Source organism: Sulfitobacter sediminilitoris (assembly GCF_010667575.1).
GTDB classification, from domain to species: domain Bacteria; phylum Pseudomonadota; class Alphaproteobacteria; order Rhodobacterales; family Rhodobacteraceae; genus Sulfitobacter; species Sulfitobacter sediminilitoris.
Map to the genome: position 1 here is coordinate 254,851 of NZ_JAABNT010000003.1, position 26,052 is coordinate 280,902.

Consider the following 26,052-nt stretch of genomic DNA (forward strand, 5'->3'; position numbering starts at 1 on the left):
GTTTATCTGGATGGTGCACGTGCCGGAGGCAGGGGTTCTTCGCGTCCGGCATCGATAAGCCGTTGCCGCAGCTCCGATGCCTGTGGATGGTTCAGCTCAAGCGCGAAGACATAGGCGTGGGTCAGATAGAACCCCGCCATATCCGCTGTCTCTGCCTGCTCTGATGCTTGGGCATAGAGCGTGACCAGCGCGGCGGTGTCCCTGCTGGCGTGTGCCGCCAGCAGGGCGCTTTCCAACGTGTTCATTCCGCGGCGAGGGGCAACCCGCGATGCCGCTCAAGCTGCGCTGCGACCCAATCGTGAAACAGATGTGTCGGCCCGTCCATCGCGGGCGAGAACCGCCCGCCATCGAACTGGACCCCGTGCCGTCCCTTTTGCATCCCTTCGACGACAAACACGTCTTCGGCAAAAACTTCCTTCCACTGGGCGGTATTGCGTGCCCGAAGGTCCGCTTCTGTGTCCGGTTGCGCATAATAGAGGTGAATATGCTCAACTGTGCGTTCGGGCCCTTGCGGGACCAGCACGATTGCAAAGGTATGATCGCGATGCACACCCAGCAGAACGTTGGGGTAGACGGTGATGTATTCGGCAGCGGTATCCCACTTGTCAGACAACCCCTCGAAGTCGGGAAAGACGTTACCGTCTTCGCCCTTCAGCTGTCGATAAACCAGCGTGCCTTGCCCGGAATACAGCTCCTTGGCTTCGATATGGTAATGATCCTCAAGCCGGGAGTAGCTGTTGAGGCCCGGATGGACCCAAGGCAAATGATAACTCTCGCAATAGTTCTCGACCGCCAGCTTCCAGTTGCAGTTGACCTCAAGTTGAAACCGGCTGTCAGCGCCACCGTGATAAAGCGGTTTGTCAAACTCCGCCCAGCGGGCCAGCAGGTCAGAGTTCGCGTCTTCAAACGCGGGTGCGGTGCCCGAGACGTTGATAAAGACCACATCCATCCAAATGTGACTGCGTATCTCAATGAGCCCCAGCAGCGCGCGGTCGATACCCGCGTGGGTGTTCTGTCCAGGGCCACCAACGTGCGGCGTACTGACCAAACGGCCATCTGTACCGTAGCACCAGCTGTGATACGGGCAACGGATGGCACCTTCGATCTTGCGAGGCTCTTCAACCAGAATCATACCGCGATGTCGGCAGGTGTTCTGGAACACCCGAACCTCGCCCAATTTGTCCCGCACCATCAACAGCGGCATTCCCAGAAATGTCACGGGCACGGCGTCCCCGATATCCGGGATATCTGCAGTGACGCCAAGTCCAGCCCAATTGTCAAAAAGCACCGCCTGACGTTCTTCGTCGAAGACTGCCGGATCTATATAATGCGCATTTGGCAGTCCATGAGCCTGTTCAATGGGGCGCCGGACTAGGCTTATGTCTGTTGGGGAATTGGTCATGATGCCCTCCTGCTGGTGGCAGGAGTATAGTTCAGACGCAAATCGGTTTGTTCCCGTCAGCGACCGGACTTTGCCAAGGGCGACACCTTTCGCGGTTCAGGCAAAAGGCTTGTTCGGCATCAGCAGGCGACGATGGAAAGGTGGCAACTCTTCTGGCGAACGAAACCCTGTTGCGCGCGCTGCAGGGATAGCGTCAGACGCGCGTGTGCCGAGGAACTCAAAAACCATTCGCGCCGCCCGCAGGCCCCCGGCGCTTTCCGGTACGGTACGGGTGATATAGCCGTGCCAATAGTTGTTCTCGAACGAGGCGACACGGCTGAGGTAGTTGAACGTCGTTGTCATTGAGTTCTTACGCGAAGCAATGATTACGATACCGTCTTCTTGCTGCATCACGATGCCCCTGAATTCGCGCGCTTGTTTAGTGATAGGGAGACTTTGTACTTTCATTGCTTCGCGGGATTCGAAACCACGCAGGAAAGTATTCGTCCCGTCCCTGCGGACGTGGACGACCCCCATGGTAAAGACCTCCTGACGCACAAAGCTGCGGCGGGAAAATCGAAAGAAACCACTAGGGAATATAGATTCGGGGACATTGGATGACCCTGCGCCGACGTAGTCGCGCAAGAAAGGGTTCGCGATCGGGTCCTCGGCGCTGCCGATGTCGTCCACGCGTTCAAGCAGAACACGGGCATCGACTTTGAAGAACGAACAGACTCGTGCCAGGACATCAGGACGAGGAAAACTTTCCCCGGCCAGATAGCGATTGAATTGGGTGCGATTGATCCCCAATTGCCGGGCCAGTTCCGAAATCGAATCGAACTGGGCCGACAGCTTGCGCAGATTTTCGCCAAACATGGCGCGCAGTTCGGCAGGTGTTGGATGATTAGTTGGCATCGCTATAGTTCAACCTGAGGGAGAGGATTTGGTATTTGACTATTGGTAGACGATATCAACCAAACATATTTGATGCTAATTAGCAACAATCCTGACGCGGTATAGCGCCAGTTAGGGGTGAATTCAGACACAAAAGCAACCGTGCGTGGAAACCCAATAACCATCATAATGGTTAACGAAATCCGATAACGGAACAGTCTGAAGGGACGAAGTTGAATAATGATTGGTGTAGTACTTTGGAGCGATTTCGAGGACCAAAAGGCAGTTTTCTGGTGCGAGGATCATGGGGATCTCGCATATTATGATGCGGCGCAGGATCATGCGGCGGAACACAACCTGCTGAACGCAGGGGATATGGTGGAATTCGACCTGTCGATTGAGGGCAAGATCAGACGGGCGCGGAATGCGACAGTGATCAAGCCCAAGGTCTGCAATGGACTTCAAGAGCATCTGCGCGCAACTGCAGCAAAGACCGATACAGCTCCAAGTACAGCCGCTTCGGGTGACGTCGTCGCGTTCCCCCAGAAGATCGCCAACAGCGCACCTATGCGGCGCGCCCACAACGGATGATCGTGATCAGTCGCCGCGCGACAGCGCGGCAACACCCGTTCTTGCCACTTCGGTCAGTCCAAGAGGGCGCATCAGGTCGGCAAAGGCATCAATCTTCTCTGGCGCACCTGTGATTTCAAAAACAAAACTCTCAAGCGTGCTGTCCACCACATTGGCTCGGAAAATATCCGCCAGACGCAGGGCTTCAACCCGGTGATCTCCTTTGCCTGCGACTTTGAACATCGCAAGCTCCCGCTCAACGCTCGCGCCTTCAACGGTCAGATCGTGGACATCGTGCACTGATACGATCCGACCCAGTTGCGCCTTGATCTGCTCAATCACCTGCGGTGTGCCAGAGGTGACGATAGTGATACGGCTAAGGTGACCCGTGTGATCCACCTCGGCCACGGTGAGGCTGTCGATGTTGTAGCCGCGACCTGAGAACAGACCAATCACACGGGCCAGAACGCCGGGTTCATTCTCGACCAGAACGGCAAGGGTGTGACGTTCGATCACGTCCGAGAAATTGGGGCGCAGGTTGTAGGCGGAATGGCTGGTGGCGCCTTTTTTGATCTTTAGAGCTGACATTTATTTCGTCCTTTGAAGAGAGGGACCAAGGCCTCTGAAAAGCCTTGGCGAATTTCTTGCAAGAAATCCGTGCTAGACCAGCACCGCGCCGTCCTTGTCGATGGCCATCTGCGTATCCACGTTCTCGCCCATGATCATCTCATTGTGCGCCTTGCCCGACGGGATCATCGGATAGCAGTTTTCGTGCTTCTCCACGAGGCAATCAAAGATTACCGGACCGTCGTGGTTGATCATTTCCATGATCGCATCGTCCAAATCGTCAGGATTGTCACAAAGGATACCCTTGGCACCGAAGGCTTCGGCCAGTTTCACAAAGTCGGGCAGGGCCTCTGACCAGCTTTGTGAATAGCGCTCACCGTGCAGCAATTCCTGCCACTGGCGAACCATGCCAAGACGTTCGTTATTGAGGATGAACTGCTTGACCGGCAGGCGGTACTGCACCGCTGTGCCCATCTCTTGCATGTTCATAAGCCAGGATGCTTCGCCCGCGACGTTGATCACCAGCGCGTCGGGATGCGCCATCTGCACGCCGATGGATGCAGGAAAGCCGTAGCCCATGGTGCCAAGCCCGCCCGAAGTCATCCAGCGGTTGGGGTCATCAAACCCCAAATACTGAGCCGCCCACATCTGGTGCTGGCCCACTTCGGTGCAGATATAGCGGTCGTGGTCCTTGGTCAGCGCTTCAAGTCGAGCCAGCGCGTGCTGTGGCTTGATCGTGGTGCCTTTCTGATTGAATTTCAGGCAGTCAACAGCGCGCCATTCCTCAATCTGCTTCCACCATTTTGCGACCGCTTCCGAATTTGTTTTACGGCCGCGGGATTTCCAGATCTTCAGCAGGTCTTCAAGCACATGACCCACATCGCCCATGATCGGGATATCAACCCGGATAACCTTGTTGATAGATGATGGGTCAATGTCGATATGCGCCTTCTTGGACTTGGGGCTGAACATGTCCACCACGCCGGTGATCCGGTCGTCAAACCGCGCGCCGATGTTGATCATCAGATCACAGCCGTGCATCGCCATGTTCGCCTCGTAAAGCCCGTGCATGCCCAGCATGCCCAACCATTTGTCGCCGGACGCGGGATAGCAGCCAAGGCCCATCAACGTGGAGGTGATCGGGAAACCTGTCGCCTCGACCAGTTCGCGCAGAAGCTGCGAGGCACCCGGACCAGAGTTGATGACGCCGCCGCCCGTGTAGAAAACCGGGCGCTTGGCCTTTTCGATGGCTTCGACCAATTCCGTAATCGCCGCAAGATCGCCCTTGAGCTGGGGCTGGTAGTGCGAGGTCGAAGGGGCCTTTGGCGTGTAGGTCCCATTGGCGAATTGGACATCCTTCGGGATGTCGACCAGCACCGGGCCAGGGCGGCCCGATGTCGCCACGTGGAATGCCTCGTGAATGACGCCGGACAGCTTGTCGGTCTCTTTCACCAGCCAGTTGTGTTTCGTGCAGGGGCGGGTGATGCCAACCGTGTCGGCCTCCTGAAAGGCGTCGGAGCCGATCATGAAGGTCGGCACTTGGCCGGTCAAAACGATGAGCGGTATCGAGTCCATCAAGGCGTCTGTCAGGCCGGTGACAGCATTCGTGGCACCGGGTCCGGACGTCACCAGCACGACACCGGGCTTGCCGGTTGACCGGGCATAGCCTTCGGCGGCGTGCACGGCACCCTGTTCGTGGCGCACAAGAATGTGTTTGATCGAGTTCTGCTGAAACACCTCGTCATAGATCGGTAGGACAGCGCCGCCGGGGTATCCGAATACGGTGTCGACACCCTGATCAATCAGGGCTTGGACGATCATTTTGGCTCCGGTCATTTGGCGTGTCATTGTCTTGCTCCGTAAGGCAATCAGTTTGTATGGCGCATAAAAAAGCCCCCGAGGATGTCGGGGGCGCATGGGTCAGAGTATGGTCTACCGTTACCGGCCCATGCGCGTGTGTCCTACGATGACGACTAGGGTTGTCATGTTCAAAAGGCTCCTTAAGCGTGCGGGGACATTATGAGCGGTTTGCGGGGGCGTCAACAGGCAATGTTGCGGAAAAAATGTCGCACAGGCCGGATTTTGCGTAATTTTCTTGCGTCAGGGCCGTCGGAGAGGACAGAAATTGAAAAATACGCTGGATTCTGCCTTTGGAAGGATGATCTGCGAGCCAGCCTGGACTCGCGACGCGAGGGATGCGGAGCCGCACGAATGACTTTTGCGGCATCGTCGGCACGTGTCGACGCTGCAATCACGCGGCGGAAACAGGATTCTCCGTCAGAGCCTGCCACGGGAAGGCTCGCGGAGCTGATCAGTCAGGGTAGTGATACGTGACCGAGAGCTCGATGTCGTCCTTGAAGCTGTGCTTGATCGGGCAACTATCCGCCGCGCGCTCGAGCTTTGTGCGTTGGAGGTCTGTCAAACCAGATGGCATCCGCACGTCCACCTTGATCTGCGTGTAGTCGATCTTGGGCGGCGGTGCCCCGACCAGATCGACCGAGATGGTCGCACCACTCAGGTCGATGCCCTCGCGCGTAGCGGTCGGGCCCATAGAGATCAGCATGCAGCCCGCGAGGGCCGCCTCAAGCAGATTGCCCGGGGACAATTCTTCGCCCTTGCCTGTGTAGGGGCAATCCATAGCGACGGATTTGCCCTTCTTTTCATCCATGGCGGTACAATGCTGGCCGCCGTCATATGTCGTTTTGACTTGTGACATCTTACTCCTCCAACGTGGCGCCGCCCGGCTGGCCGACAGCGGTCAAAGGATAGGCAGATTTGCGACGGGTCCCTTGATGCATGTCAGTGGAAATGCGGCAGGCGGAGCGGCGCTATTCATTCACCGTGGGTCGGAGGACACCGAGCCTGAGGAAGGCTTGATGAGAACTAACTTCGCGTCCACCAAACTTGAACCGCAAGACCGAGTGTCGGCCGGGGGGCGCTACAACCTCGCGCCGGTTCCCTGCAGGACCCCGTGCTCCAACGCATAGCGTGTCAGACCGGCCGTGCTCGAAATCCCCAGCTTGCGCTTGATGTTCTTGCGGTGCGTTTCGACCGTGCGGACCGAGATGTCGAGCACATGCGCCACTTCCTTGTTCGACTTGCCCGAGGCCAGCTGCAGCAGGATAGTCTGTTCCCGCTCGGTCAGCGCTTCGCGCGCGCCCTGGCCCTGTTTCGGGGCGATGGAACCCTGCGCGCCGGTGCACAGGTAAGTCTCTCCCTGCATCACCGTGTCTATGGCCTGTTTGATCTCATCGGTCGGTACGTCTTTCAGCAGATAGCCCACCGCGCCGTGACTGAGCGCCGAGGCGATATATTCGGGGTTGTCGTGCATCGACAGGATTACGATGCGAGTGCCAGGTCGGCGCTCCAGCACGATTTCGGTTGCGGTCAGCCCGCCGATCTCCGGCATGTTGAGGTCCATCAGCACCACATCCGGGTTCAGCTTGTCGAGTTGATCAATTGCCTCACGGCCGCTTGACAACGTCCCCACGACATCGATGTCATCATAGCTTTCAAGAATGGACTGAATGCCTTCGGCAACCATCGGGTGGTCATCCACGATCACGATGCGGGTGGGTTCAGTCATTCTGCTGCCACTTTCCGGTGTTCGGTGTTTTCAGGAGGGAGCATATGGCTCAATGGCACGGTCGCTTCAATGGTTGTGCCAGACGCTCTGGTTTCGCGAATATCGAAGGAGCCGCCCAACTGCTCCATCCTTTCCTGCATGTTCCGCAAGCCCAAGCCGGGAGACGCGGCAGAGCGGCTCGCATTAAAGCCTTTGCCATTGTCTGCAATCCTCAGCGTGGCGCCACGGCGATGGCCGCGCAGATTGATCTCAACCTCGGTCGCGCCTGAATGGCGTTCAACATTGGTCAGAGCTTCCTGTGCGATGCGGTAAAGCGCGATCTTGGCTTCATCATCAAGGCGGTTGCGGAAAACCACTGTTTCAAACCGGCATGGCAGACCAGTACGTGCCTGAAAATCCTCGGCCAGCGTCTTGATCGCAGGACCAAGGCCCAGATCATCCAGTACGCCAGGGCGCAGATCACGGCTGATCCGGCGTACTTCGCTGATGGCCTGACCAAGGCTTTTGATACCTTTACCCAAGGGTTCAGCCGCCTTTTCATCCCCCCGTTCCAGACGGCGTCGTGCATTATCCAGCGCATAACGTACACCGACGAGGATCTGACTGATCCCGTCATGCAATTCGCGTGCCACCCGACCGCGTTCTTCTTCCTGGGCGTCAAAAACCCGCTGTGTCAGTTTCTTGAGCTTTGCATCCGCCAGCCGCCGTTCGCGCAGATTGATCAGCATTCCGGTCCCAAAAACGACAAGAAGCGCGGCAAAGGTAATTGCGCCGATGTAGACAAAGGTCTTGCGCACCCGCGCCTCCACATCCGCGCGGGCAGAGGCGACTGAGACAAGGATATCATCGATGAATACACCGGTACCCACCGCCCACCGCCAGGATGGGAAAGACGTCACATAAGTGATCATGCGGGCTTCTTCACCGGTTGAGGGCTTGGGCCAGAGATAGCTGTGATACCCCGCGCCGTCGCGCGCGATGCGGATCAGTTCATCCACAATTGGTGTCCCGGCGCTGTCGGTCTGCCCGGACCAGTTCTGGTTGATCCGTTCAGTCTGACGGGGGCTGACAAGCTGGTTGCCATCGTAGTCGTAAACAAAGAATTGGCCTTCATCGCCATAGATCATTGCTGAGAAAATCTGGGCTACCTTCTGCTTTGCCGGCTCATCGTCGGGGGCTGCGCTGCCATATATGAAATAGAACCCGTTGCGCGCCTGTGTAACGTAATTGCGCAGCTCGGCCTTCTTTGCCTCGATCAACTGCGTTTCAAGGGTCCTGATCTCACGCTCGGCCAAGGCACGGGCCTGCATGGCCACCAGCAAGGCAATTGCAGCGACCGCAAAGATCAAAGGGACCGCCGCCAACAGCGTTAGCTTTTGGGCGTAACTTGGCATTGGAAAAAGAAACCAGCGTCGCATAGCCGATTCGATACGCCGAATCGTGGACAAATCAAAGGGTGCCCAATGATTTCAAGGCTCAGACAGTTGCGCTAACCCGAGCGGATGCCATTTTTTTCGGGAATATGTAGGGGGTTACGTCAATATCTGCGACATCCTACGTAGTAGTAGGTATTTCATCTTCCCGCTGTTTTGCTAATTTACGGGCACTTGAAACGACCCGTGCGCGAAAAAATGCGCGGGCGGGCATCCTACTTGGGAGGAGTATACCTATGGACCGTCGTTCATTTCTGAAGACATCCGCGCTCGGTGGTACAGCCGCTGCAGCAACAACACTCGCCGCACCTGCCTACGCGCAGGGCAAGCGGACGCTGACAATGGTCACATCCTGGCCACGCGGCTTTGCCGTGCTGGACGATGCAGCGACATACCTCAACAACATGGTCAACGAGATGTCTGACGGCACGCTGACCATCGACAAGAAAGCCCCAGGCGAGCTGGTTGGCGCGTTCGAAGTATTCGACGCGGTTTCCTCCGGTCAGGCCGACATGTACCACTCCGCTGACTACTACTTCATCGGTCAGCACCCTGCGTATGCCTACTATACAGCCGTCCCATTCGGCGGCACCGCACAGGAGCTGACAAACTGGTACCACCACGGTGGCGGCCACGACCTGCACAACGAACTGGGCGAGATTTTCAATCTTAAGTCCTTCCTCGCGGGCAACTCCGGGTCCCAGTCCGGTGGCTGGTTCCGTAACGAGATCAAGTCAGCCGCAGATTTCAACGGTCTGAAGTTCCGTATGCCTGGCCTCGGCGGCAAGGTACTGGGCAAGCTGGGCGCCTCCGTTCAGAACATCCCCGGTGGTGAACTTTATCAGGCGCTGTCCTCCGGTGCTCTGGACGGTCTGGAGTGGGTTGGTCCCTTCGCGGACGAGCGCGCGGGCTTCCAGGAAGTCGCGAAAGTCTACTACACTGCGGGCTTCCACGAGCCGGGTTCCGGTCTGGCCTGTGCGGTCAACCTCGACGTCTTCAACGATCTCGCACCTGCGCATCAGAAGATCATCGAGTACGCTACAATGGCGACAACGCATATCCAGCTTGCCGAAACACTGGCCAACAACGGTGCGGCGCTGTCCCGTCTGCAGCAGCAGGGTGTGAAGACCATGCAGTTCTCTGACGACGTATGGGATGCCTTCGGTAAAGCGTCTGCGGAAGTCATGGACGAGAACATGGGTGACGAGCTGTTTGCACGCACCCGCGAGAGCTTTGAAGCGTCCCTGACGTCTTCTGCCGAGTGGCTGTCCAAGTCCGACGCCTTCTACGTTGAGCAGCGAGAGCGCGTCCGCGCCAACATGTAAGCTCAAAAAAAGCGTAACGCTCAGGGGCCGCAGGTGATGCGGCCCTTGACGCGCAACGGAACGGTAGGCGGTAATGGCCGCAATAGCACGATAAACCGGGGCGAATCCCGCGTGTGATCCGGGAGGGGACATTCATGGAAAACGATGTGGTATGCGGGGGATTTTTCCGCGCAGCTGAAGGCACCAAGATCAGCTGCCTCGACAAATTCCAAGACAGTGGCATGGTCCAGTTCATTCTGGGTAACATGCTGGAAGCGTTTTACAATTTCTTTGCCGCAATTTCTCAGCCGATGCTCTGGCTGAACTGGTCCGATCCGCAGGCGCTGATGCGCTTTATCTACTACGGTGGCTCGGTCGAATTTTTCTTTGTCTGTTTCATTGGCCTGATCATCCTGACCATCGTTGGCATGATGCGCCGCCGCGTCATGTGGGCCGTGGTGCGCGGGCTTGAGTGGTTTGGAAATGGCATGGGGCGGCTGTTCGCATGGGCCGGTCTGATCATGGTGATCCAGCAGATCATTATCGTTTTCATGCAGCGCATTTTCACACGCCCCGATATCTCTGTCGGATTTGGCATCCCGCTGCAATTTGACATCAGCTGGTTCGCAGAAGAGCTGAAGCTGTTCAATGCCTTGGTCGTCTGCCTGTGCGTGTCATATACGTTCATTCAGGGCGGCCACGTCCGCGTTGATCTGTTTTATGCCGGTGCCAAGTTCCGCACGAAAAAGATCATCGACATGTTTGGTGCGTTATTCTTCATGATTCCGTTTGCCGTCGTCACCTGGCTTTATGGCTGGTTCTTCATGTGGCGGCATCTGGTTACGCCAAACCCCTCTGCCTCTGACAAGCTGGAACTGCTGCTGCGCAAGGCGCGGGTATTGAAGTGGAACGTTGAGACCATCGGCTTCTCTCCAAACGGCTTCAACGGATATTTCATCTTCAAGGTCCTGCTTTGCATGTTCTGCGTCATGGTGATCTTGCAGGCCATCGCCGTCTTCTACCGCAGCTACTGCGAATTCATGGAAGGCGAAGAATCTGAGAACAAATACCTCGACAAGGACACCCTTGGCGAAGGTGAAGAAGCCTACGAAGGGACACACTGATGTTTTTCGGTCTCGACGGGGTCGAAGTCGGCCTGATTATCGTTTTCGTCTGCCTGTTCGGCGGCATCTTGTCCGGCTTCCCGGTGGCCTTCGCCATCGGCGGGGCAGGGATCATTTCCTTTGGCATCATCGCCGCGATGGACAGCGCTGGTTTGCTGATCCACCAAGCGATCGACACGTCTTCAGAGGCCTACCGGGCCTTGGTCAATTCGGGGATCAGAGAGGATACCGTATCTATCTTCAGATACCCGGATCTGCCACGCATAGCAGAGCCGGTGTTCCCGTCAGGCTGGGAAGTGGCATTGGACCGCAATGTTTCATTCATTGTGAACCGCATGAACGAACGTGTTCTGGCCGGGCAGTCCATTGAAACGCTGCTTGCGGTTTTGATGTTCGTGCTGATGGGGATCACGCTGGAGCGATCCAAGATCGCAAACGATCTGCTGACAACCATGGCGCGCGTCTTTGGTCCGCTGCCGGGCGGTCTGGCCGTGTCCATCGTTGTAGTGGGTGCGTTTCTTGCCGCCTCCACCGGTATCGTCGGGGCGACAGTGGTGACGATGGGCCTGTTGGCACTGCCAACCATGTTGCGAAACAACTATTCGCCGGAGATTGCCACAGGTGTGATCGCGGCTTCCGGCACATTGGGGCAGATCATTCCGCCATCGATTGTGATCGTTCTGCTGGGGACGCTGGCGGGTGATCTTTATTCTGCTGCGCAGGAAGCCCGCGCAATGCAGGCGGGATGTACGGACGCGCTGACACTGCTGGGTGAGCCGGCGGTGGTCTCTGTCGGTACTTTGTTCCAGGCGGCGCTGCTGCCGGGGATCATGCTGGCACTGCTGTATGCGCTCTATGCCTTCGGTTATGCGCTGGTGAACCCCGACAAGGCCCCGGCGGTCGAAATGGGGGCCACAAACGCGGAACCGGTGACCCGCTCCGAGGCCTTTACCTGGTTCCTTGGCGCGCCAATCCTGTTGGTGGTTGGCACCATCTTTCTTGGAAATATGGGACTCGTGGGCAGCCAGTCGACGACTGTGTCTACCTTCTCAGATATTGGCCAAGCGGCGAGCTTGCGCACAAATGTGGGTGAGGAATGCCAGGCTTCCATGATCGAACTGCATGGGCAGGAAGCATGGGATCGCGCGGTACAAGAACAGAAAGTGATCGACGACTCCGGTGGACTTGCACAGTCCGAGCGATTGACCGACGAGGAGTATGCAGCGGCTCAGGCTGAAAAGATTGCCTCCGCCGCGCCGATTGGCACGGGTGTGGCGATCCTGTTGGTGCTGCTGTCGCTCTTCCTGACGACGGGGCGCGGTGTGTCTCCTTCGGCTGAAACACGGCCCCTGATCATTGGTGGTATCGGGATCGTTCTTGCCGTGCTGGTGGACATCATGCTGATCGGCCCGACAACGTCGGCCGGTGTGACGGTAGTTTTGATGCTGATCCCCTTCGCTTTGGCGATGTACGGTGTCGTCTACGCGACCAAGCTCTGCGCGCGCAACGAACTGATCCGCGTGGTTTTCCCACCGCTGATGCTGATCGTTGCTGTGCTTGGCTCAATCCTTGGTGGTATCACAAACCCCACGCCCGCTGCGGCGCTGGGGGCAGGTGGTGCGATCATGCTGGCGGCCTACCGCAAGCTCAAGGACGAGGACCGTTCCCCCAAAGTGATCATTTGGTCCACGCTGGCGATCATCGTCTGTATCCTTGTGGGTGTGAACTTTGATCTACGGATCAATCAGGATGGCGTCAGCTTTGAGAGCTGGGTCGCGTTCTTCGTGGCTTACGGCGCATACCTCTATGCGGTCTTTGGGCTGCTGTTCTCGTGCTGGATCCTTTTCACGTCAGGTGTCCTGACACCGGTGGTGCGGGAGACGGCCAAGGTGACCTCGATGGTCTTTACCATCCTGATCGGCTCGCAGCTTTTGAACCTTGTGGTGATCAGCTTTGGCGGCGAACACTATATCCAGCAATTCCTGAAGTCTTTCGACAACGAATTGACCGTCTTCCTGTTGGTGATGCTGGTGCTTTTCGTGTTGGGCTTTGTGCTCGATTTCCTTGAGATCATCTACATCGTGGTACCGATCGTCGGGCCCGTGATCTATGGCGGTACATTTGACCCCAAGTGGGTGACGATCATGATCGCGGTTAACCTGCAAACCTCGTTCCTGACACCACCCTTTGGCTTTGCGCTTTTCTATCTGCGGGGAGTCGCCCCGGCGAGCGTGACGACACAGCACATCTATCGCGGAATCATCCCCTTTGTGCTGATCCAGGTGGCTGGTCTTGCGATCTTATGGTTCTTCCCATCGATTGTGACCATTGTTCCGGATATGATCCCGAACTAAGAACGGGGAAATTTTGTACCAAGGGCCGCCTGAAAAGGCGGCCCTTTTTGCATTTCGGGCAGGGCCGCAAAGAAATCTTGATCAGACCGGTCACACTTGGCTAATGTTGCGGGATTTCAAATATATTTTTTATCTTTTCGGCAATTGAGGAACTGATTTCTCATGTGGATTAAATACAAATGGAAAGACGGCGATACCTTTGAAAAGCTTGCCAAATTAAGCAAAGTCAAAAACGCTGACGTGATCCTGGGGTATCCCAAGAACAAGCATGTTCTGAAGCTTCATAAAAAGAAAGCCGGTATTCCAATAGGAATTACGGTATTCATCTTTGACCCCAAGGCAAAGATCTACGAGACCAAGCTGAAAGGCAAAGTGATCTATTTCGGCGAACAGGAATGGGGCAGGGTCAGCAAAGAGCAATTCAAGCTGATGTCGACCTTCCTTGACGGTGTCAAAGACCGTCAGGACATCATCGAAGCTTATCACCAGCGTCTTTCGGATGCCCGCGATCATTACACCGCGATCAAATGGATGCTCGACGAGGACCACATCGTTGAGCCAACCAAGCAGCGCAGCAAGGCGCAAAAGGCGATCATCAACCTTGGCAAGGCTTTTCGCAACAATGATCCCGGCGCCTTTCACGCGGCCCTTGATACTGTCGACAAGGATTGCCGGGCCTATCTTGCGGCGGTGCAGGACTGTGACAAGGCGCTCAAGCTTGAACTGGCGCAGGACATGTCATGGCTCAGTACGGCGGGCGATTTTGCCAATGGCGCTGCGACTATCGCACTGGTCATTCTGGCAGCACCTGCCACAATCCCTGCTGCTGTGCTTTATGGGATGGGAGCAGGGGCGGCTGTCAGCTTGACGGTAGATGCCAGCAAGACGGTGACCACCGCGGCAATTGGGAGAAAGACCCCATCGCTCAAGGAAATTGGACAAAATGCAGCAAGTTCCGCTTTGGTCGGCGGGTTGAGCTCGCTGTTCATGGCGGGCATGCTCCGGCTCGCCGCGCGCCCTGCGTTGACCTACTTGTCTTCGACACGGATTGTGCAAAGCCAAGCCGCCCGGTTGCTGGCGCACCCCCGTATCGGTGCCCTGATTACCCGCGCTTTCGGTGACGCAGCCCTGACAATGACAAAGCAAGAACTCACTGTGGCGGTCACATTTGCAGTCACGAAAATGATGTCCCGGATCGGCCTGACGGCCTTTAACAAGTATTTCACTACGTCCAAGAAAGTGAAGGATGCCGTCAATGGTTTTGCGGCGAAGAATTCGGACGAGCTTGCCTCGACCAAGGAAAAGGATCTGGGCAAGGTGATTGCGTCGGGGATAATGGAAAAGGGATTGATCTTTACGATCGTAGATGACCTCGTCATGGCAAACTGGAAGAAATTCGAGTCTGACTTGATCAGCCAGATTGCCGTCCCGACCGGACGGTAACAGCCGCAGGTTCATTCTGTCGTGGGGGCAGAGCGTCTCGGCGCTTGAGTTTTCCTGATCCGAGGTGGGGTGTGCGCGGATTTACCGCCGCCCGCGCGCCATGTCGGGCAAGGCAATGTTGGCAACTTGTTCTGCAATAGGGTCGTTGCTGAGCGGATGCTGCTCCAGCTTGAAGTTTTCGGGATCCTTCAGTTTTTGCCAACTGCCACCCAGATAGACCTCAAGACCAGAAAACTTGGCCTTGTAGCCCATCTTCTGGCTGCCAGGCACCCAATAGCCCAGATAGACGTAGGGCAAGCCAGCGGCGCGGGCGATTTCGATATGATCCAGGATGATGTAATTGCCCAGACCATCCTTTGGTCGATCCGGGGTGTAGAAAGAATAGACCATGCTGACGCCATCAGACAGAACATCTGTCAGGCACACACCAGCCAACGCGCGCGTCTCTTCGTCAAGGTATTCGATCACGCGGCTGCGGATCGGCGTTTCTTCGATCATCGCAGCGAATTCGAAAACATCCATGTCCGCCATGCCGCCATCGGCGTGGCGGCTGTCGAGATACCGGCGGAAGAGCTCGTATTGATCCTCTGTTGCCCAAGGAGATGTGGCACGGCGTTCCAGATCTCGGTTTCGATTGATGATACGGCGCTGGCTGCGGCTTGGTTTGAAGGCAGCCACATCTATCCGTGCTGACAGGCAAGACGCGCATTCAGCGCAAGACGGACGGTATAGCACATTCTGAGAGCGGCGGAATCCTTGCGCCGAAAGGCTGTCATTCAGCTCCGGCGCGTTTTCACCTTGCAGCGCGGTGAACAGCTTTCGCTCAAGCCTGCCTTCAAGATAGGGGCAGGGTTGTGGGGCAGTCACATAAAACTGCGGAGTGAGCGGGAGTGTGTGGCGCATAGTTTTCCGTTCGTTACGACAGAAGACTAGCGCTGTGAGGTCACAGCGCCAAGAGCAGTTTTAGTAAAATTTATCGTGTTTTAGCGAGAGGTTCAGCGCCGGCGGTTCAGCGGGACGGTCCCCAGCACCATATCAGTGAGACCCTGACGCCGCTCCGAGGTCAGCATCAGCACAACCGAGATTACCTGCAATACCGGGAACGCCAGCGATACCGAATAGCCCAAAGTATGCAACAGGGCAGTCCCGCCATCGAATGGCCGGTCATCTCCGCCCCGTAGTTCCATTGCCATCAGGCGCATGCCCCATGTTGCGGAACTGCCTGCGAGCGTGGCCCACCGGTAGATAAATCCGACCACAAGCATCAGGAACGGGAAAAAGAAAATACCAGTGAACGCAGTGAACGGCACGATCAGCAGACAAATCAAGACGATCAGGATCATATCGACGATCCAGGCCAGCAGGCGCTTTGTTGGAATGCCTTCATAGAACTGTGGCTGTGTGTGCGGGTCGGGTGTCATGCTCGTAACTTTGCTTATTTCAAAGGGAATGCCCCCCGGCCGGGGCCGGAGGGCGGGAACGTTAAGCTTCGGCTGTGTCGCCATCGCTGCGCTTGGCGCGTTCGTCCATGAACTGGTCGAACTCAGCTTTGTCTTTTGCATCGCGCAGGCGCTCAAGGAAGGCTTCAAAGTTGTGCTGCTCTTCTTCCAGACGGCGCAACGTATCAGCCTTGTAGGCGTCAAATGCCGAATTGCCGGTGCTGCGGGTTGTCATCATGCGGGCTTTGCCGCGGCGGGCACAGGATTTGCCAGTAAACATGCGCTTGCTCCAGATCATATAAGCCAAAAGGGCCAGGCCGACGGGCCAGAAGAAGATAAAGCCAAGAACCATCGCGGCGATCCACGCGCCTTTGCCTTTTTCGTCCAACCAGTTTTCAGTGCGCGCAAGCCAGCTTGGCCGGGGGGCGTAAGTTTGCTCAGAAGTCATCGTGGTCATATGTCGAGCCTTTCGTGCGGTGTAGGCCTGACTGCGGCCTCTTTGTTTTAAAAGGTCTTATGTGAATGCCTTTTACATCATTCAAAATGGCAATTGTTTCGCACCTTGCAAGGGTAAATGTGAAAGGTTTTTACATTTATTTGAATTTCTGAATAAAATCAAAAAGTTGTGCGCCTGAAATTTCAGCCATATGGTTTGGCTCCATACCGAAAACATGGTGCGGCGTGCCAGCAGCTGCCCAGATCTTGTCGAAATCCAGTAGGGTTCGGTCGAACCATTTCCGGGCTTGCGTTATATGCCCCACGGGAGAAACGCCACCAATCGCAAAGCCTGTTTGCGCCCGGATCAGTGCTGCATCTGCCTTGCCAAGCGGTTCCCCTGCCAACTCGGAGGCGGTCGCCAGATCAACCTGCTGACCGCCTGCAGTCACAAATAAAAGTGCCTCACCAGACGTTTCTCCACGCAAGATGATCGATTTGGCGATCTGATCCACTGCACAGCCAAGCGCCGCTGCGGCATCAACGGCAGTTCGCGACAGGGCGGTTTCGCGGATCTCAAAAGGGGCCCCAGCTGCCTCAAGGGCGGCGCGGACACGTTTCAGGCTCTTGCTCATGGGCGGACACTGGCGCAAAGCTGGGCGCATGACAACCAGCCTTGCTTCCCAGATCACCCGTTGCCCTCGTATCTTTGACAAGACCCGTGCGACAGATGCCGAAACTCTTGTAACCGAGGCACCGCCAGAGGTCCGCGCTTTGATTGCCGGTGCGGCTTCCACCGCCCCCTACCTGATGTCCTTGCTGGAGAAAGAGGCGACATGGTTGCTTGAGGCGCTGGACGACCCGGCACAAGCGGTGCAGGTCGAAATTGAGGCGGCCGAGGCACTTGAACCAGATAGTGTCAGCACAGCCCTGCGTCGCGGAAAGCGTCGCGTGGCCTTGATGACGGCGCTTGCCGATCTTGGCGGGGCGTGGACGCTGGAGCAGGTCACCGGGGCGCTGACCCGCTATGCCGATGCAGCATGCGGAGCAGCGTTGCGTGCGGGGCTGGCCCCCCAGATCAAGCGAAACAAGCTGCCGGGTATGAGTATGGATAATCTGGCCGATGCTGGTGGCATGACAGTTCTTGCCATGGGCAAGATGGGTGCCTTTGAATTGAACTACTCCTCTGACATCGACCTGATCTGTCTCTTTGACGAAACCCGTTTTGAGGAAGATGATTTTCACGACGCGCGCACAGCCTTCGTCAAAGCGACCCGCGCGATGAGCGGAATACTCAGCGATCTGACCGGAGAAGGTTATGTTTTCCGCACCGATCTGAGATTGCGGCCAGATCCGGCAGTAACACCCGTGTGCATGGCGATGGAGGCGGCGGAGCGGTATTATGAGAGCCTTGGTCGAACGTGGGAGCGCGCCGCCTATATCAAGGCGCGGCCCTGCGCCGGGGATTTTGCGGCCGGAGACCGGTTCATAGACGCACTGAGACCGTTTGTCTGGCGCAGGCATCTCGACTTTGCCGCCATTCAGGATGCCCATGACATGCGCCTTGCCATCCGCGAGCATAAAGGTCTGGGCGGTCCAATCACCCTTCCGGGACACAATATGAAGTTGGGCCGGGGTGGTATTCGGGAGATCGAGTTCTTCACCCAGACTCGCCAGCTAATTGCCGGAGGCCGCGACCGTGACCTGCGCACACGAGGTACCTGTGATGGTTTGCGGGTTCTGGCCGAAAAGGGATGGGTTCCTGTCGAAGCGGCAGAGACGCTTACGGACCACTACCGCGCCCACCGCACCGTTGAGCACCGTTTGCAGATGGTCCGCGATGCGCAAACCCATGATTTACCACAGTCTGACGACGGGTTTGCACGTTTGGCTGCAATGATGGACACGGAGGTGTCGGACCTTAAGTCAGATCTTTTTGATCGGTTGTCCGAAGTCCATGAGGTGACCGAAGGCTTCTTCGCAGCGTCGCGCTCCGGTGCTGCGGTACCCGAGGGGGAACACAGCTTTGACGCACAAGTGTTGGACAGGTGGCTGAGCTACCCAGCGCTGCGATCTGAACGCGGCGCAGAGCTGTTCGAACGGCTCAAGCCCGACTTGCTTGCGCGTCTGGCCCGCGCGGCCAAGCCGGACGAGGCATTGCTCGCCTTTGATGGTTTTCTTGCAGGGCTCCCTGCCGGAGTGCAGCTCTTCTCGTTGCTCAAAGCCAATCCGCAGCTTGCGGATCTCTTGATTGATATTGTCAGTACATCGCCCGCACTTGCCTCGCATCTTTCGCGCAACGCGGGTGTTTTTGATGCGGTCATTGGCGGCGATTTCTTTAGTGACTGGCCCGGAGAGCAGGGGCTGACCGCCTTACTTGCTGACGTGTTGGCGGCAGAACCGAACTACGAAGCGCAGCTTGACGGAACGCGCCGGTGGGCGCGTGAATGGCATTTCCGGATCGGTGTTCACCTTCTGCGCGGGCTGATTGACGCCGACACGGCCGGCCAGCAATACGCTGATCTTGCCCGTGCAGTGTTGGCGGCACTCTGGCCTGTGGTCACGGATCACTTTGCCGCCCGCCACGGCCCGCCGCCCGGACGTGGTGCGGTGCTGTTGGGGATGGGGTCGCTTGGGGCCGGGTTGCTGACGGCAACCTCAGACCTTGATCTGCTGGTGATCTATGATCCCGCCGGTCAAGACAGTTCGGACGGACCCCGCCCACTGGCCTCTCGTGCCTATTACGCGCGACTGACGCAGGCGATGATCACGGCCATGACGGCGCCGATGGCTCAGGGCAAACTGTACGAGATCGACATGCGCCTGCGACCGTCCGGAAATCAGGGGCCGGTGGCGACCAGCCTTGCCAGTTTCGAAAGCTATCAAAAGAACGAAGCGTGGGTCTGGGAACATCTGGCGCTGACCCGCGCCAGTGTCGTGGGCGGCCCGGTGGATGTGGGCGCGGATGTCACGGCTTTGTGCGATGAGGTGCTGACCCTGGCAAGCACGCAAAAGCAGGTTCTGGCCGAGGTCAAAGAGATGCGTGCGCGAATTGCTGCGGCCAAGGCCCCCGCGGGCCCGTGGGATGCCAAAATCGGGCCGGGGCGCTTGCAGGACATAGAACTGATGGCTCAGGCAGGGGCGCTTATTGCTGGCAAGTCTGCAAGACACATCCCAGACGGTATTCGGGCCGGGCAATCGGTTGGAGTGATAGAAGCGGAGGCCGCCGCGTCGCTCATAGCTGCCTATGATGCCTGTTGGCGTCTGCAGTGTGCGGGCCGCTTGCTATCGGCCCATCCATTGAACAGCGATACTTTGGGGCAGGCGGGGGCGGCCTTTCTGGCGCGGTCGCTTGAATGCGACGACCTTGGCACCTGCGAGGCGCAAATGTCCGCGACATATGCGCGGGCAGATGCGGTAATCACTGCGGCTGTTGGCGCAGAGGATGAGACATGAACAAGGGAACGGAAGATGATCCCAAAGGGCTGATCTATGAGAGCTTTCGGATAGAAGGGATCACCAAGGCAGAATGTAGGACGATATTTCTGGACTGGGCGCTCAGCCTGCCTTTGGAGCGGGACACCGCGTCAACCATCAAGAACCTGCTTGCGACCTACAAGGCCAGCTATGTCGACCATCCCATGACTGAGGTTTTGAGCGAGGGGTTAACGTCGATGGCTCAGCCCCGCAGGCGTGGTGGCTGGCGTTCACGGCCCCGAAATTGATCGCGGGTTCAGGCAATCTTGCCGTAGTGCTGATCGTTAAACACGGTGAGCTGTAGAAAAGCCACACCCGCAGACTCCCTGTAAAATCGCTCATTTTGTCTCAAACTTGCCCCATTTGCCACGCAGGCTTCGCCCACTGGAAATGGGAGGGCCGGCTTCATGGGCCCGAAGTGAGGTTAAAATGAAAACCCTGAAAATTATTGTGGCGCTTGCCCTTGGCCTAACCGTCACGGCCTGTGGCACCGTTCCCGACATCGCCAGCCGGAATGCGCCCTTCGAGGTGACGCCGCCTGAGCCATCCGTGGTACTGGCCGCGCAGCCCGGTGTCGCACCCGCACCCGCAGCTCAGCCCGGTTCGGCGCTACGTGTCAGTCAGATCAACGTGACGGTGCCACGCACCCTGCGCGTGTCTGAGGCGAACAGCTATTATCCGCTTGGTGATATTGTCTGGCGCGGTGAACTTATCGGGGATCGCCATGCGCAGGTTCAGACGATTTTCGAAGATGCCTTTCGGGACGGGACCGAAGGCCTGAACGGCCCCACTGACGTCACACTCAATATCGAAGTAGTGCGGTTTCATTCGCTTAGCGAAAAGGCGCGTTATTCTGTCGGGGGTGTGCACAACATGGTGTTCAAACTGACGGTCACACGCACATCGACGGGTCAGGCCCTGGCACCGACACGCGAAGTTGTTGCAGACCTTCCTGCCTTTGGTGGCAAACGGGCCATCGAAGCAGACCGCAGAGGAGAGACCCAAAAGGTTCGCATCCACGCATACCTTCAGCAGGTCATTCAGCAGGAGCTCTCCCGCTTTGTCGCAGGCTGAGGCCAGCAATAGCAATTCAGCGCTTTCCCAGAGGGCGCGAAAGGACTAGAGGGGGCGCTATGACAGCGCCCCTTTCCACATCCGCCTCCGCCTCCGATCTGCCCACCGTACGTTTGATGCCAAAGGCCAATGCCCGCGCCATCCGCCACGGTGCGCCATGGGTTTATGCCAACGAACTTGTCACGGACCGCCGCACCAAGAAGCTGGAACCCGGCACACTGGCCCGTCTTGAAGACGCAGAACGTCAGCCTTTGGGTCTCGTTGCGGTCAACCCGACCTCCAAGATCATCGCGCGGATGCTGGACCCCGATCCGGAAGCCCAAATCGACCAAAGCTGGTTCGAGGCGCATATCGCACGCGCGCTGGACCTGCGGAACCGGCTGTATGACGCACCATACTACCGTTTGATCCATGCCGAAGCCGACGGTCTTCCCGGTGTTGTGATCGACCGGTTCGGCGATACTTGTGTTGTACAACCCAACGCCGCTTGGGCAGAGGCGCTCCTTACACCGCTGTGCGCCGCGCTTGTCGCGGTGACGGGGGTTACGAATGTATTGAAGAACGCGGGCGGACGCACGCGCACGCTTGAAGGATTGGACGACGTCTCAACCGTATTGGCCGGCGATGCCCCCGACGCGGCACTGCCTGTGCCAATGAACGGGGCGATCTACATGGCCGACCTCACCGGCGGGCAGAAGACGGGCCTGTTCTACGATCAACGCCCCAATCACGCTTTTGCCGCCAACCTGTCGCGCGGTGCGCGGGTGTTGGATGTCTTTGCCCATGTGGGCGGCTTTTCCCTTGCCGCATTGGCGGCAGGAGCAACGAGCGCAGTTGCTGTCGATGGATCGGCCCCGGCGCTGGAGCTGGCGGCCCAAGGTGCTGCCGAAATGGGCGTGGCAGATCGGTTCGAGACACGGCAGGGCGACGCCTTTGACACGCTCGCGGCCCTGCGCACCGAAGACGCAACCTTTGATGTGGTGATTTGCGATCCTCCCGCTTTTGCGCCATCACGCAACGCGCTGGATGCCGGGCTGCGCGCCTATGAGCGCATCGCGCGGCTTGCAGCGCCCTTGGTTGCTGAGAATGGCATACTGGTCTTGTGTTCCTGTTCACATGCAGCGGATCTGGGACAGTTCCGGGTCGCATCCGTCCGCGGCATCGGGCGGGCAGGGCGACGGCCCATTCTTCTGCATACGGGCTTTGCCGGTCCGGATCACCCACAACTGCCGCAACTGGCCGAAAGCGGCTACCTGAAATCACTGGTCTTCCGCCTCTGATGCAACCACGCATTCTGATCGACACCTGCGTTCTCTATCCCACGGTGATGCGTGAAATGGTGCTGGGTGCCGCACGGGCGGGATTGTTTGAGCCGATCTGGTCTGAGCGGATTTTGGAAGAATGGGCACGCGCCGCGATCAAGCTGGGACCTGAGGGTGAAGCCCAGGCGCGCGCCGAGATCGCCTTGTTGCAAGCATCATGGCCGAAGGCCGTTCGGGCCGCCGCACCGCATGTCGCCCAGAGACTGTGGTTGCCGGACGCAGACGATGTGCATGTCTTGGCGGTCGCTGTGGACGCAAGCGCGGATCTGCTGATGACGCTGAATGCCAAGGACTTCCCACGCGGGACGCTCTCAGAAGAGGGCATTTCCCGCGTCGATCCGGACAGCTACTTGATGACGCTCTGGATGGAGGCGCCGAAGGATATCGAAGCGGCCGCACAGGGCGTTCTCGACACGGCACAAAGGTTGTCAGGGCAGGACTGGGATATGCGCGGACTACTCAAGAAAGCGCGTCTGCCAAGGCTCGCCAAAGCGCTTTCAGAGGTCGGTTAATTCGTCGTCTGCCAGCGTTTCTGCAATTTTTGCAGCGCAGCGATCCGCTCGTCCGTCTTTGGATGGCTCAACAACCATGCCGGGGCCGCACCCGCGTTCGACTGTGTCAGGGCCTCAAGCTTCTTGAAAAGCGAGATCTGCGGTGCAACCCCGATACCGGCCTTGGTCAGAAGAGCGGCCGCGTATGCGTCTGCTTCATATTCATCCCCACGTGACAATCGTGCGGCCAGCAGAGTCGTCAGCATATTGGCAATCCAGACCCCTGCAAATGGAATGAACCGCCCCAGCACCATAGCCAGCGCTGTCCGCAGTGCATTCTGCCCTGAGAAATCAATCATCCGGCGCCGCGAGTGCCCCAGCGCCACATGGCCCAATTCATGCGCGATAACGCTGGCGAGTTCTTCGGCACTGACCTCGCCCACGCGAAACTTATTGTAGAATCCGCGCGTGATGAAGATGCGCCCGTCCGGTGCGGCCAGCCCGTTAACAGGATCAATCTCGTAGATGTGGACCTTGATACGCGGCAGGTCGAGCGCCTTGGCCAACCGGTCGCTCATATCCTTGAGTTTGGGGTCGGCCAGAACGGTGGAGCGCGCGTCGAGTTCTTTCGCTGTCCGCCAAGCGGAAAAGCGGTACATTGCAAGGCCGTAGAGCACGACAAGCAGAATGGGAAGCACGCGGATCATAACGGTAATATGGGGGCGCGGACGGTCAGGGCAAGCGTTCCATCGGCGATTTCGCCGCCCCGCGTCACCACGTCACCTGCACCGAGGTCGGTCCGCGAAACGCCCAGCCGGTGAAAGGGGCGGGACCGTCCAGACGCAGACCCGGCAACGCCTCGAACAAGAGCGGCAGGGCAATTTCGGTGATCAAACAGCGCGAGGCCGCCGCACCTGCGCAAAAATGTGGTCCGGCTCCGAAAGGGATGGCCGGGCCAGTATCGCGGAAGATGTCAAAGACATCTGGTGCATCGAAATACGCCTCATCCCGGCCAGCGGATGAAAACATCAGAAATACCCGATCTCCCCGCTTAAAGGTGACACCGTTCACTTTGTCGTCCCGCGCCACGACGCGCGGTGACATGCCGATGGGGCTGATCCAGCGGACATACTCTGAAAAAGCATCAACCCAGCTGCGCTCGCCGCGCCGGATCATGGCAAGCTGTCCGGGATGGCTCAGCAGCGCCCAAGCCGTGCCAGCAATGGCATCGCGTGGCTCATTCTGCCCGCCCGAGATGACCAGTTTGACGTTGGCGCGGATGCTGTCCATGGCCAGCCCTGCCGATTTTTGCACGGCAAGCGCGCTGCGCTCTGGTGGGGTGTCGAATATGTGGTCGATGTGGCGATCAATCAGCGCCGTCGCGGCATGACACCTTGCCTCAATCTCTTGATCGCCAAGGTAATTGGCGCACCCATCAATCATGTGCTGGCTGACGCGGTCCATTTCTGCATGGGACATCTGGCACAGACCGGTGATGGCTATCAGGGCCGCTGCAGAGACTGGCATGGCGTAATCGGTGACCAGATCGCAGCGGCCCTTTGGTTTGAGGTCTTCGATGATCTGCCGGGCAGCATCTTCGAACATGGGCTTCCAGTGATCGGCAACTGTGCGCGGGCTGAGAGCGGGAAAGAGGGCGCGCCGCTCGCGCATGTGGTCATCGCCGTCCTTGCGCATCATGTTCTCGCCCATCAGCACGGTCATCAGCCCATCCGGCTGGCGTGAGGAAAAGACCTCGACCCGCTTTTCTTCGCGGTGAATGTCATCACGGCGGGTCAAAAGCGTGGCACCCAGTTCCGGGACGAATGTAATGGGCGCATCCCGGCGCATGTGCGCAAGCGTCGGATAGGGATCGGCGGCAAAGGCGGCCGGATCTATGTGGGTAACTGGTGCATCTGACATTGGTGCAGGTTAAGCCGCCCTGACGTCAGCGCCAAGCGACTTAGCGCGTCAATTCCTTGATCCCGCGTGACAAACCCTCAAGGGTCATTGGCACCATGCCGTCAGGGCCAAAAATCTCGCGGATCATCGTGATGGATTGGGTGTAGGGCCAGTATTTCTCTGGCACAGGATTAATCCAGAGGTTGCTTTGCCATTGGTCCCGGGCGCGGGTCAGCCAGACGGAACCGGCCTCAGCGTTCCAATGTTCATTTGCACCGCCGGGATAGGCCACCTCATAGGGCGACATGGACGCGTCACCCACGAAAATGCATTTGTAATCAGGTCCGTAGGTTCGCAGCACCTCGTGCGTGGACAATTGCGCATCCCAGCGGCGGCGGTTGTCCTTCCAAACGCCCTCGTAAAGGCAGTTGTGAAAGTAGAAGTATTCCAGATGCTTGAACTCTGCAGTTGCAGCAGAAAACAGCTCTTCCACCACTTTCACATGGGGGTCCATGGACCCGCCCACGTCAAGGAACAAAAGCACTTTCACCGCATTGCGCCGCTCTGGCCGAGTTTTCACGTCCAGATAACCATGTTCCGCCGTGGCGCGGATGGTGCCGTTCAGATCAAGCTCTTCCTGAGCTCCGTCGCGTGCCCAGCGGCGCAGACGCTTCAGCGCCACCTTGATGTTGCGCGTGCCCAGTTCAACTGTGTCATCCAAGTTCTTGAATTCACGTTTGTCCCAGACTTTCACGGCCCGCTGGTGGCGGGATTCTTTCTGGCCAATGCGCACGCCTTCGGGATTGTACCCGTAGGCACCAAAAGGAGAAGTCCCTGCCGTCCCGATCCACTTGTTGCCGCCCTGATGGCGCTTCTTTTGCTCTTCAAGCCGCTTCTTGAGGGCCTCCATCAGCTTGTCGAAACCACCGGCTGCCTCAATTTCGGCCTTCTCGGCCTCGCTAAGGTGCTTCTCGGCCATCTTCTCAAGCCAGTCGCGCGGTATTTCAACAGCCTCAAGAACGTCGTCCAAGGTGATGTTTTCGAGCCCTTTAAAGGCTGCGGCGAAGGCCTGGTCAAACTTGTCGATGTTGCGTTCGTCCTTCACCATCGCCACGCGGGCGAGGTAGTAGAAGGCCTCGACATCGTAGGTTGCAATACCAGCGGCCATGCCATCCAGAAATGCCAGAAATTCACGCATCGATACGGGCACTTTGTGCGCGCGAAGCTGATCAAAGAAGGGCAGGAACATCGCGTGGCCC

25 protein-coding genes are annotated in these 26,052 nt (G+C 57.8%); 10 read left to right on the top strand and 15 right to left on the bottom strand.

Translation table 11 applies throughout. The features are described from left to right. Window positions 1-2 precede the first annotated feature (2 nt). From GV827_RS06785 to GV827_RS06795, 3 genes are all read right to left on the bottom strand, one after another. Window positions 3-245: a hypothetical protein gene (locus GV827_RS06785; protein ID WP_164353032.1), complete on the bottom strand. Its 243-nt coding sequence runs from the start codon at window positions 243-245 to the stop codon at window positions 3-5. Beyond that, window positions 242-1,402, bottom strand: coding sequence for an aromatic ring-hydroxylating oxygenase subunit alpha (locus tag GV827_RS06790; RefSeq protein ID WP_164353033.1), 1,161 nt, complete (start codon window positions 1,400-1,402; stop codon window positions 242-244). Before GV827_RS06790 ends, GV827_RS06785 begins: the two co-directional genes overlap by 4 nt. Window positions 1,403-1,498: 96 nt before the next feature. Then, a complete protein-coding gene (locus GV827_RS06795; protein WP_204325760.1) occupies window positions 1,499-2,296 on the bottom strand; it encodes a helix-turn-helix domain-containing protein in 798 nt (265 codons plus the stop codon). Between the two features lie 219 nt (window positions 2,297-2,515). Between GV827_RS06795 and GV827_RS06800 the strand changes: the two genes are divergently transcribed. Then, on the top strand, window positions 2,516-2,866 hold the full coding sequence (locus GV827_RS06800; RefSeq protein ID WP_164353035.1) for a hypothetical protein: 351 nt from the start codon (window positions 2,516-2,518) through the stop codon (window positions 2,864-2,866). Between the two features lie 6 nt (window positions 2,867-2,872). Here GV827_RS06800 and ilvN read toward each other — a convergent pair whose 3' ends face one another. From ilvN to GV827_RS06825, 5 genes are all read right to left on the bottom strand, one after another. Beyond that, window positions 2,873-3,433, bottom strand: a complete 561-nt coding sequence (gene ilvN, locus GV827_RS06805; protein WP_164353036.1) for an acetolactate synthase small subunit — start codon at window positions 3,431-3,433, stop codon at window positions 2,873-2,875. Between the two features lie 72 nt (window positions 3,434-3,505). Next, on the bottom strand, window positions 3,506-5,260 hold the full coding sequence (locus tag GV827_RS06810; RefSeq protein WP_164353037.1) for an acetolactate synthase 3 large subunit: 1,755 nt from the start codon (window positions 5,258-5,260) through the stop codon (window positions 3,506-3,508). Between the two features lie 463 nt (window positions 5,261-5,723). After that, complete coding sequence (locus tag GV827_RS06815) at window positions 5,724-6,128, bottom strand: OsmC family protein (RefSeq protein ID WP_164353038.1); 405 nt, start codon at window positions 6,126-6,128, stop codon at window positions 5,724-5,726. 222 nt (window positions 6,129-6,350) lie between these two features. Further along, complete coding sequence (locus tag GV827_RS06820; RefSeq protein ID WP_164353039.1) at window positions 6,351-6,998, bottom strand: response regulator transcription factor; 648 nt, start codon at window positions 6,996-6,998, stop codon at window positions 6,351-6,353. Then, the gene (locus GV827_RS06825) at window positions 6,995-8,392 is read right to left on the bottom strand and encodes a cache domain-containing protein (RefSeq protein ID WP_235930264.1); all 1,398 of its coding nucleotides are present in this window, start codon (window positions 8,390-8,392) and stop codon (window positions 6,995-6,997) included. Before GV827_RS06825 ends, GV827_RS06820 begins: the two co-directional genes overlap by 4 nt. 275 nt (window positions 8,393-8,667) lie before the next feature. Between GV827_RS06825 and GV827_RS06830 the strand changes: the two genes are divergently transcribed. The 4 genes from GV827_RS06830 to GV827_RS06845 all read left to right on the top strand — a co-directional run bounded on the left by GV827_RS06830 (window position 8,668) and on the right by GV827_RS06845 (window position 14,656). Further along, a complete protein-coding gene (locus GV827_RS06830; RefSeq protein ID WP_164353041.1) occupies window positions 8,668-9,756 on the top strand; it encodes a TRAP transporter substrate-binding protein in 1,089 nt (362 codons plus the stop codon). A gap of 134 nt (window positions 9,757-9,890) precedes the next feature. Beyond that, the gene (locus tag GV827_RS06835) at window positions 9,891-10,859 is read left to right on the top strand and encodes a TRAP transporter small permease subunit (RefSeq protein WP_164353042.1); all 969 of its coding nucleotides are present in this window, start codon (window positions 9,891-9,893) and stop codon (window positions 10,857-10,859) included. Then, a complete protein-coding gene (locus GV827_RS06840; protein ID WP_164353043.1) occupies window positions 10,859-13,213 on the top strand; it encodes a TRAP transporter large permease in 2,355 nt (784 codons plus the stop codon). Before GV827_RS06835 ends, GV827_RS06840 begins: the two co-directional genes overlap by 1 nt. A gap of 162 nt (window positions 13,214-13,375) precedes the next feature. Further along, window positions 13,376-14,656 carry a hypothetical protein gene (locus GV827_RS06845; protein WP_164353044.1) on the top strand — a complete coding sequence of 427 codons (1,281 nt, stop codon included), beginning with the start codon at window positions 13,376-13,378 and terminating at the stop codon, window positions 14,654-14,656. 81 nt (window positions 14,657-14,737) lie between these two features. On the opposite strand, the gene GV827_RS06850 is transcribed toward GV827_RS06845, so the two are convergent. From GV827_RS06850 to GV827_RS06865, 4 genes are all read right to left on the bottom strand, one after another. Beyond that, window positions 14,738-15,559, bottom strand: a complete 822-nt coding sequence (locus GV827_RS06850) for an arginyltransferase (RefSeq protein ID WP_164353045.1) — start codon at window positions 15,557-15,559, stop codon at window positions 14,738-14,740. Window positions 15,560-15,651: 92 nt separating this feature from the next. Further along, the gene (locus GV827_RS06855; protein WP_164353046.1) at window positions 15,652-16,077 is read right to left on the bottom strand and encodes an RDD family protein; all 426 of its coding nucleotides are present in this window, start codon (window positions 16,075-16,077) and stop codon (window positions 15,652-15,654) included. A gap of 61 nt (window positions 16,078-16,138) precedes the next feature. After that, window positions 16,139-16,552, bottom strand: coding sequence for a DUF2852 domain-containing protein (locus tag GV827_RS06860; RefSeq protein WP_164353047.1), 414 nt, complete (start codon window positions 16,550-16,552; stop codon window positions 16,139-16,141). Window positions 16,553-16,688: 136 nt separating this feature from the next. Continuing rightward, entirely contained in the window at window positions 16,689-17,165 is a 477-nt protein-coding gene (locus tag GV827_RS06865; protein ID WP_164353048.1) for a YbaK/EbsC family protein, read from the bottom strand. Window positions 17,166-17,193: 28 nt separating this feature from the next. Here GV827_RS06865 and GV827_RS06870 point away from each other — a divergent pair, with 28 nt between their 5' ends. From GV827_RS06870 to GV827_RS06890, 5 genes are all read left to right on the top strand, one after another. Then, window positions 17,194-19,986, top strand: a complete 2,793-nt coding sequence (locus GV827_RS06870) for a [protein-PII] uridylyltransferase family protein (protein WP_164353049.1) — start codon at window positions 17,194-17,196, stop codon at window positions 19,984-19,986. Further along, a complete protein-coding gene (locus tag GV827_RS06875) occupies window positions 19,983-20,255 on the top strand; it encodes a hypothetical protein (protein WP_164353050.1) in 273 nt (90 codons plus the stop codon). The genes GV827_RS06870 and GV827_RS06875 overlap by 4 nt, the downstream gene beginning before the upstream one ends. 181 nt (window positions 20,256-20,436) lie before the next feature. Continuing rightward, window positions 20,437-21,081: a DUF6778 family protein gene (locus GV827_RS06880; protein ID WP_164353051.1), complete on the top strand. Its 645-nt coding sequence runs from the start codon at window positions 20,437-20,439 to the stop codon at window positions 21,079-21,081. 59 nt (window positions 21,082-21,140) lie between these two features. Next, on the top strand, window positions 21,141-22,361 hold the full coding sequence (locus GV827_RS06885; RefSeq protein WP_164353052.1) for an RSP_2647 family RNA methyltransferase: 1,221 nt from the start codon (window positions 21,141-21,143) through the stop codon (window positions 22,359-22,361). Then, window positions 22,361-22,915, top strand: a complete 555-nt coding sequence (locus tag GV827_RS06890; RefSeq protein WP_164353053.1) for an RSP_2648 family PIN domain-containing protein — start codon at window positions 22,361-22,363, stop codon at window positions 22,913-22,915. The genes GV827_RS06885 and GV827_RS06890 overlap by 1 nt, the downstream gene beginning before the upstream one ends. Here the strand turns inward: GV827_RS06890 and GV827_RS06895 are convergent. The 3 genes from GV827_RS06895 to GV827_RS06905 all read right to left on the bottom strand — a co-directional run bounded on the left by GV827_RS06895 (window position 22,912) and on the right by GV827_RS06905 (window position 26,042). Continuing rightward, window positions 22,912-23,601 (bottom strand): M48 family metalloprotease, encoded by a 690-nt coding sequence (locus GV827_RS06895; protein ID WP_164353054.1) that lies wholly within the window; start codon window positions 23,599-23,601, stop codon window positions 22,912-22,914. The two genes, GV827_RS06890 and GV827_RS06895, sit on opposite strands and share 4 nt — an antisense overlap. Window positions 23,602-23,665: 64 nt before the next feature. Continuing rightward, complete coding sequence (locus tag GV827_RS06900) at window positions 23,666-24,814, bottom strand: cytochrome P450 (protein WP_164353055.1); 1,149 nt, start codon at window positions 24,812-24,814, stop codon at window positions 23,666-23,668. Window positions 24,815-24,854: 40 nt separating this feature from the next. Further along, window positions 24,855-26,042 (bottom strand): vWA domain-containing protein, encoded by a 1,188-nt coding sequence (locus tag GV827_RS06905; RefSeq protein WP_164353056.1) that lies wholly within the window; start codon window positions 26,040-26,042, stop codon window positions 24,855-24,857. Window positions 26,043-26,052: the final 10 nt, after the last annotated feature.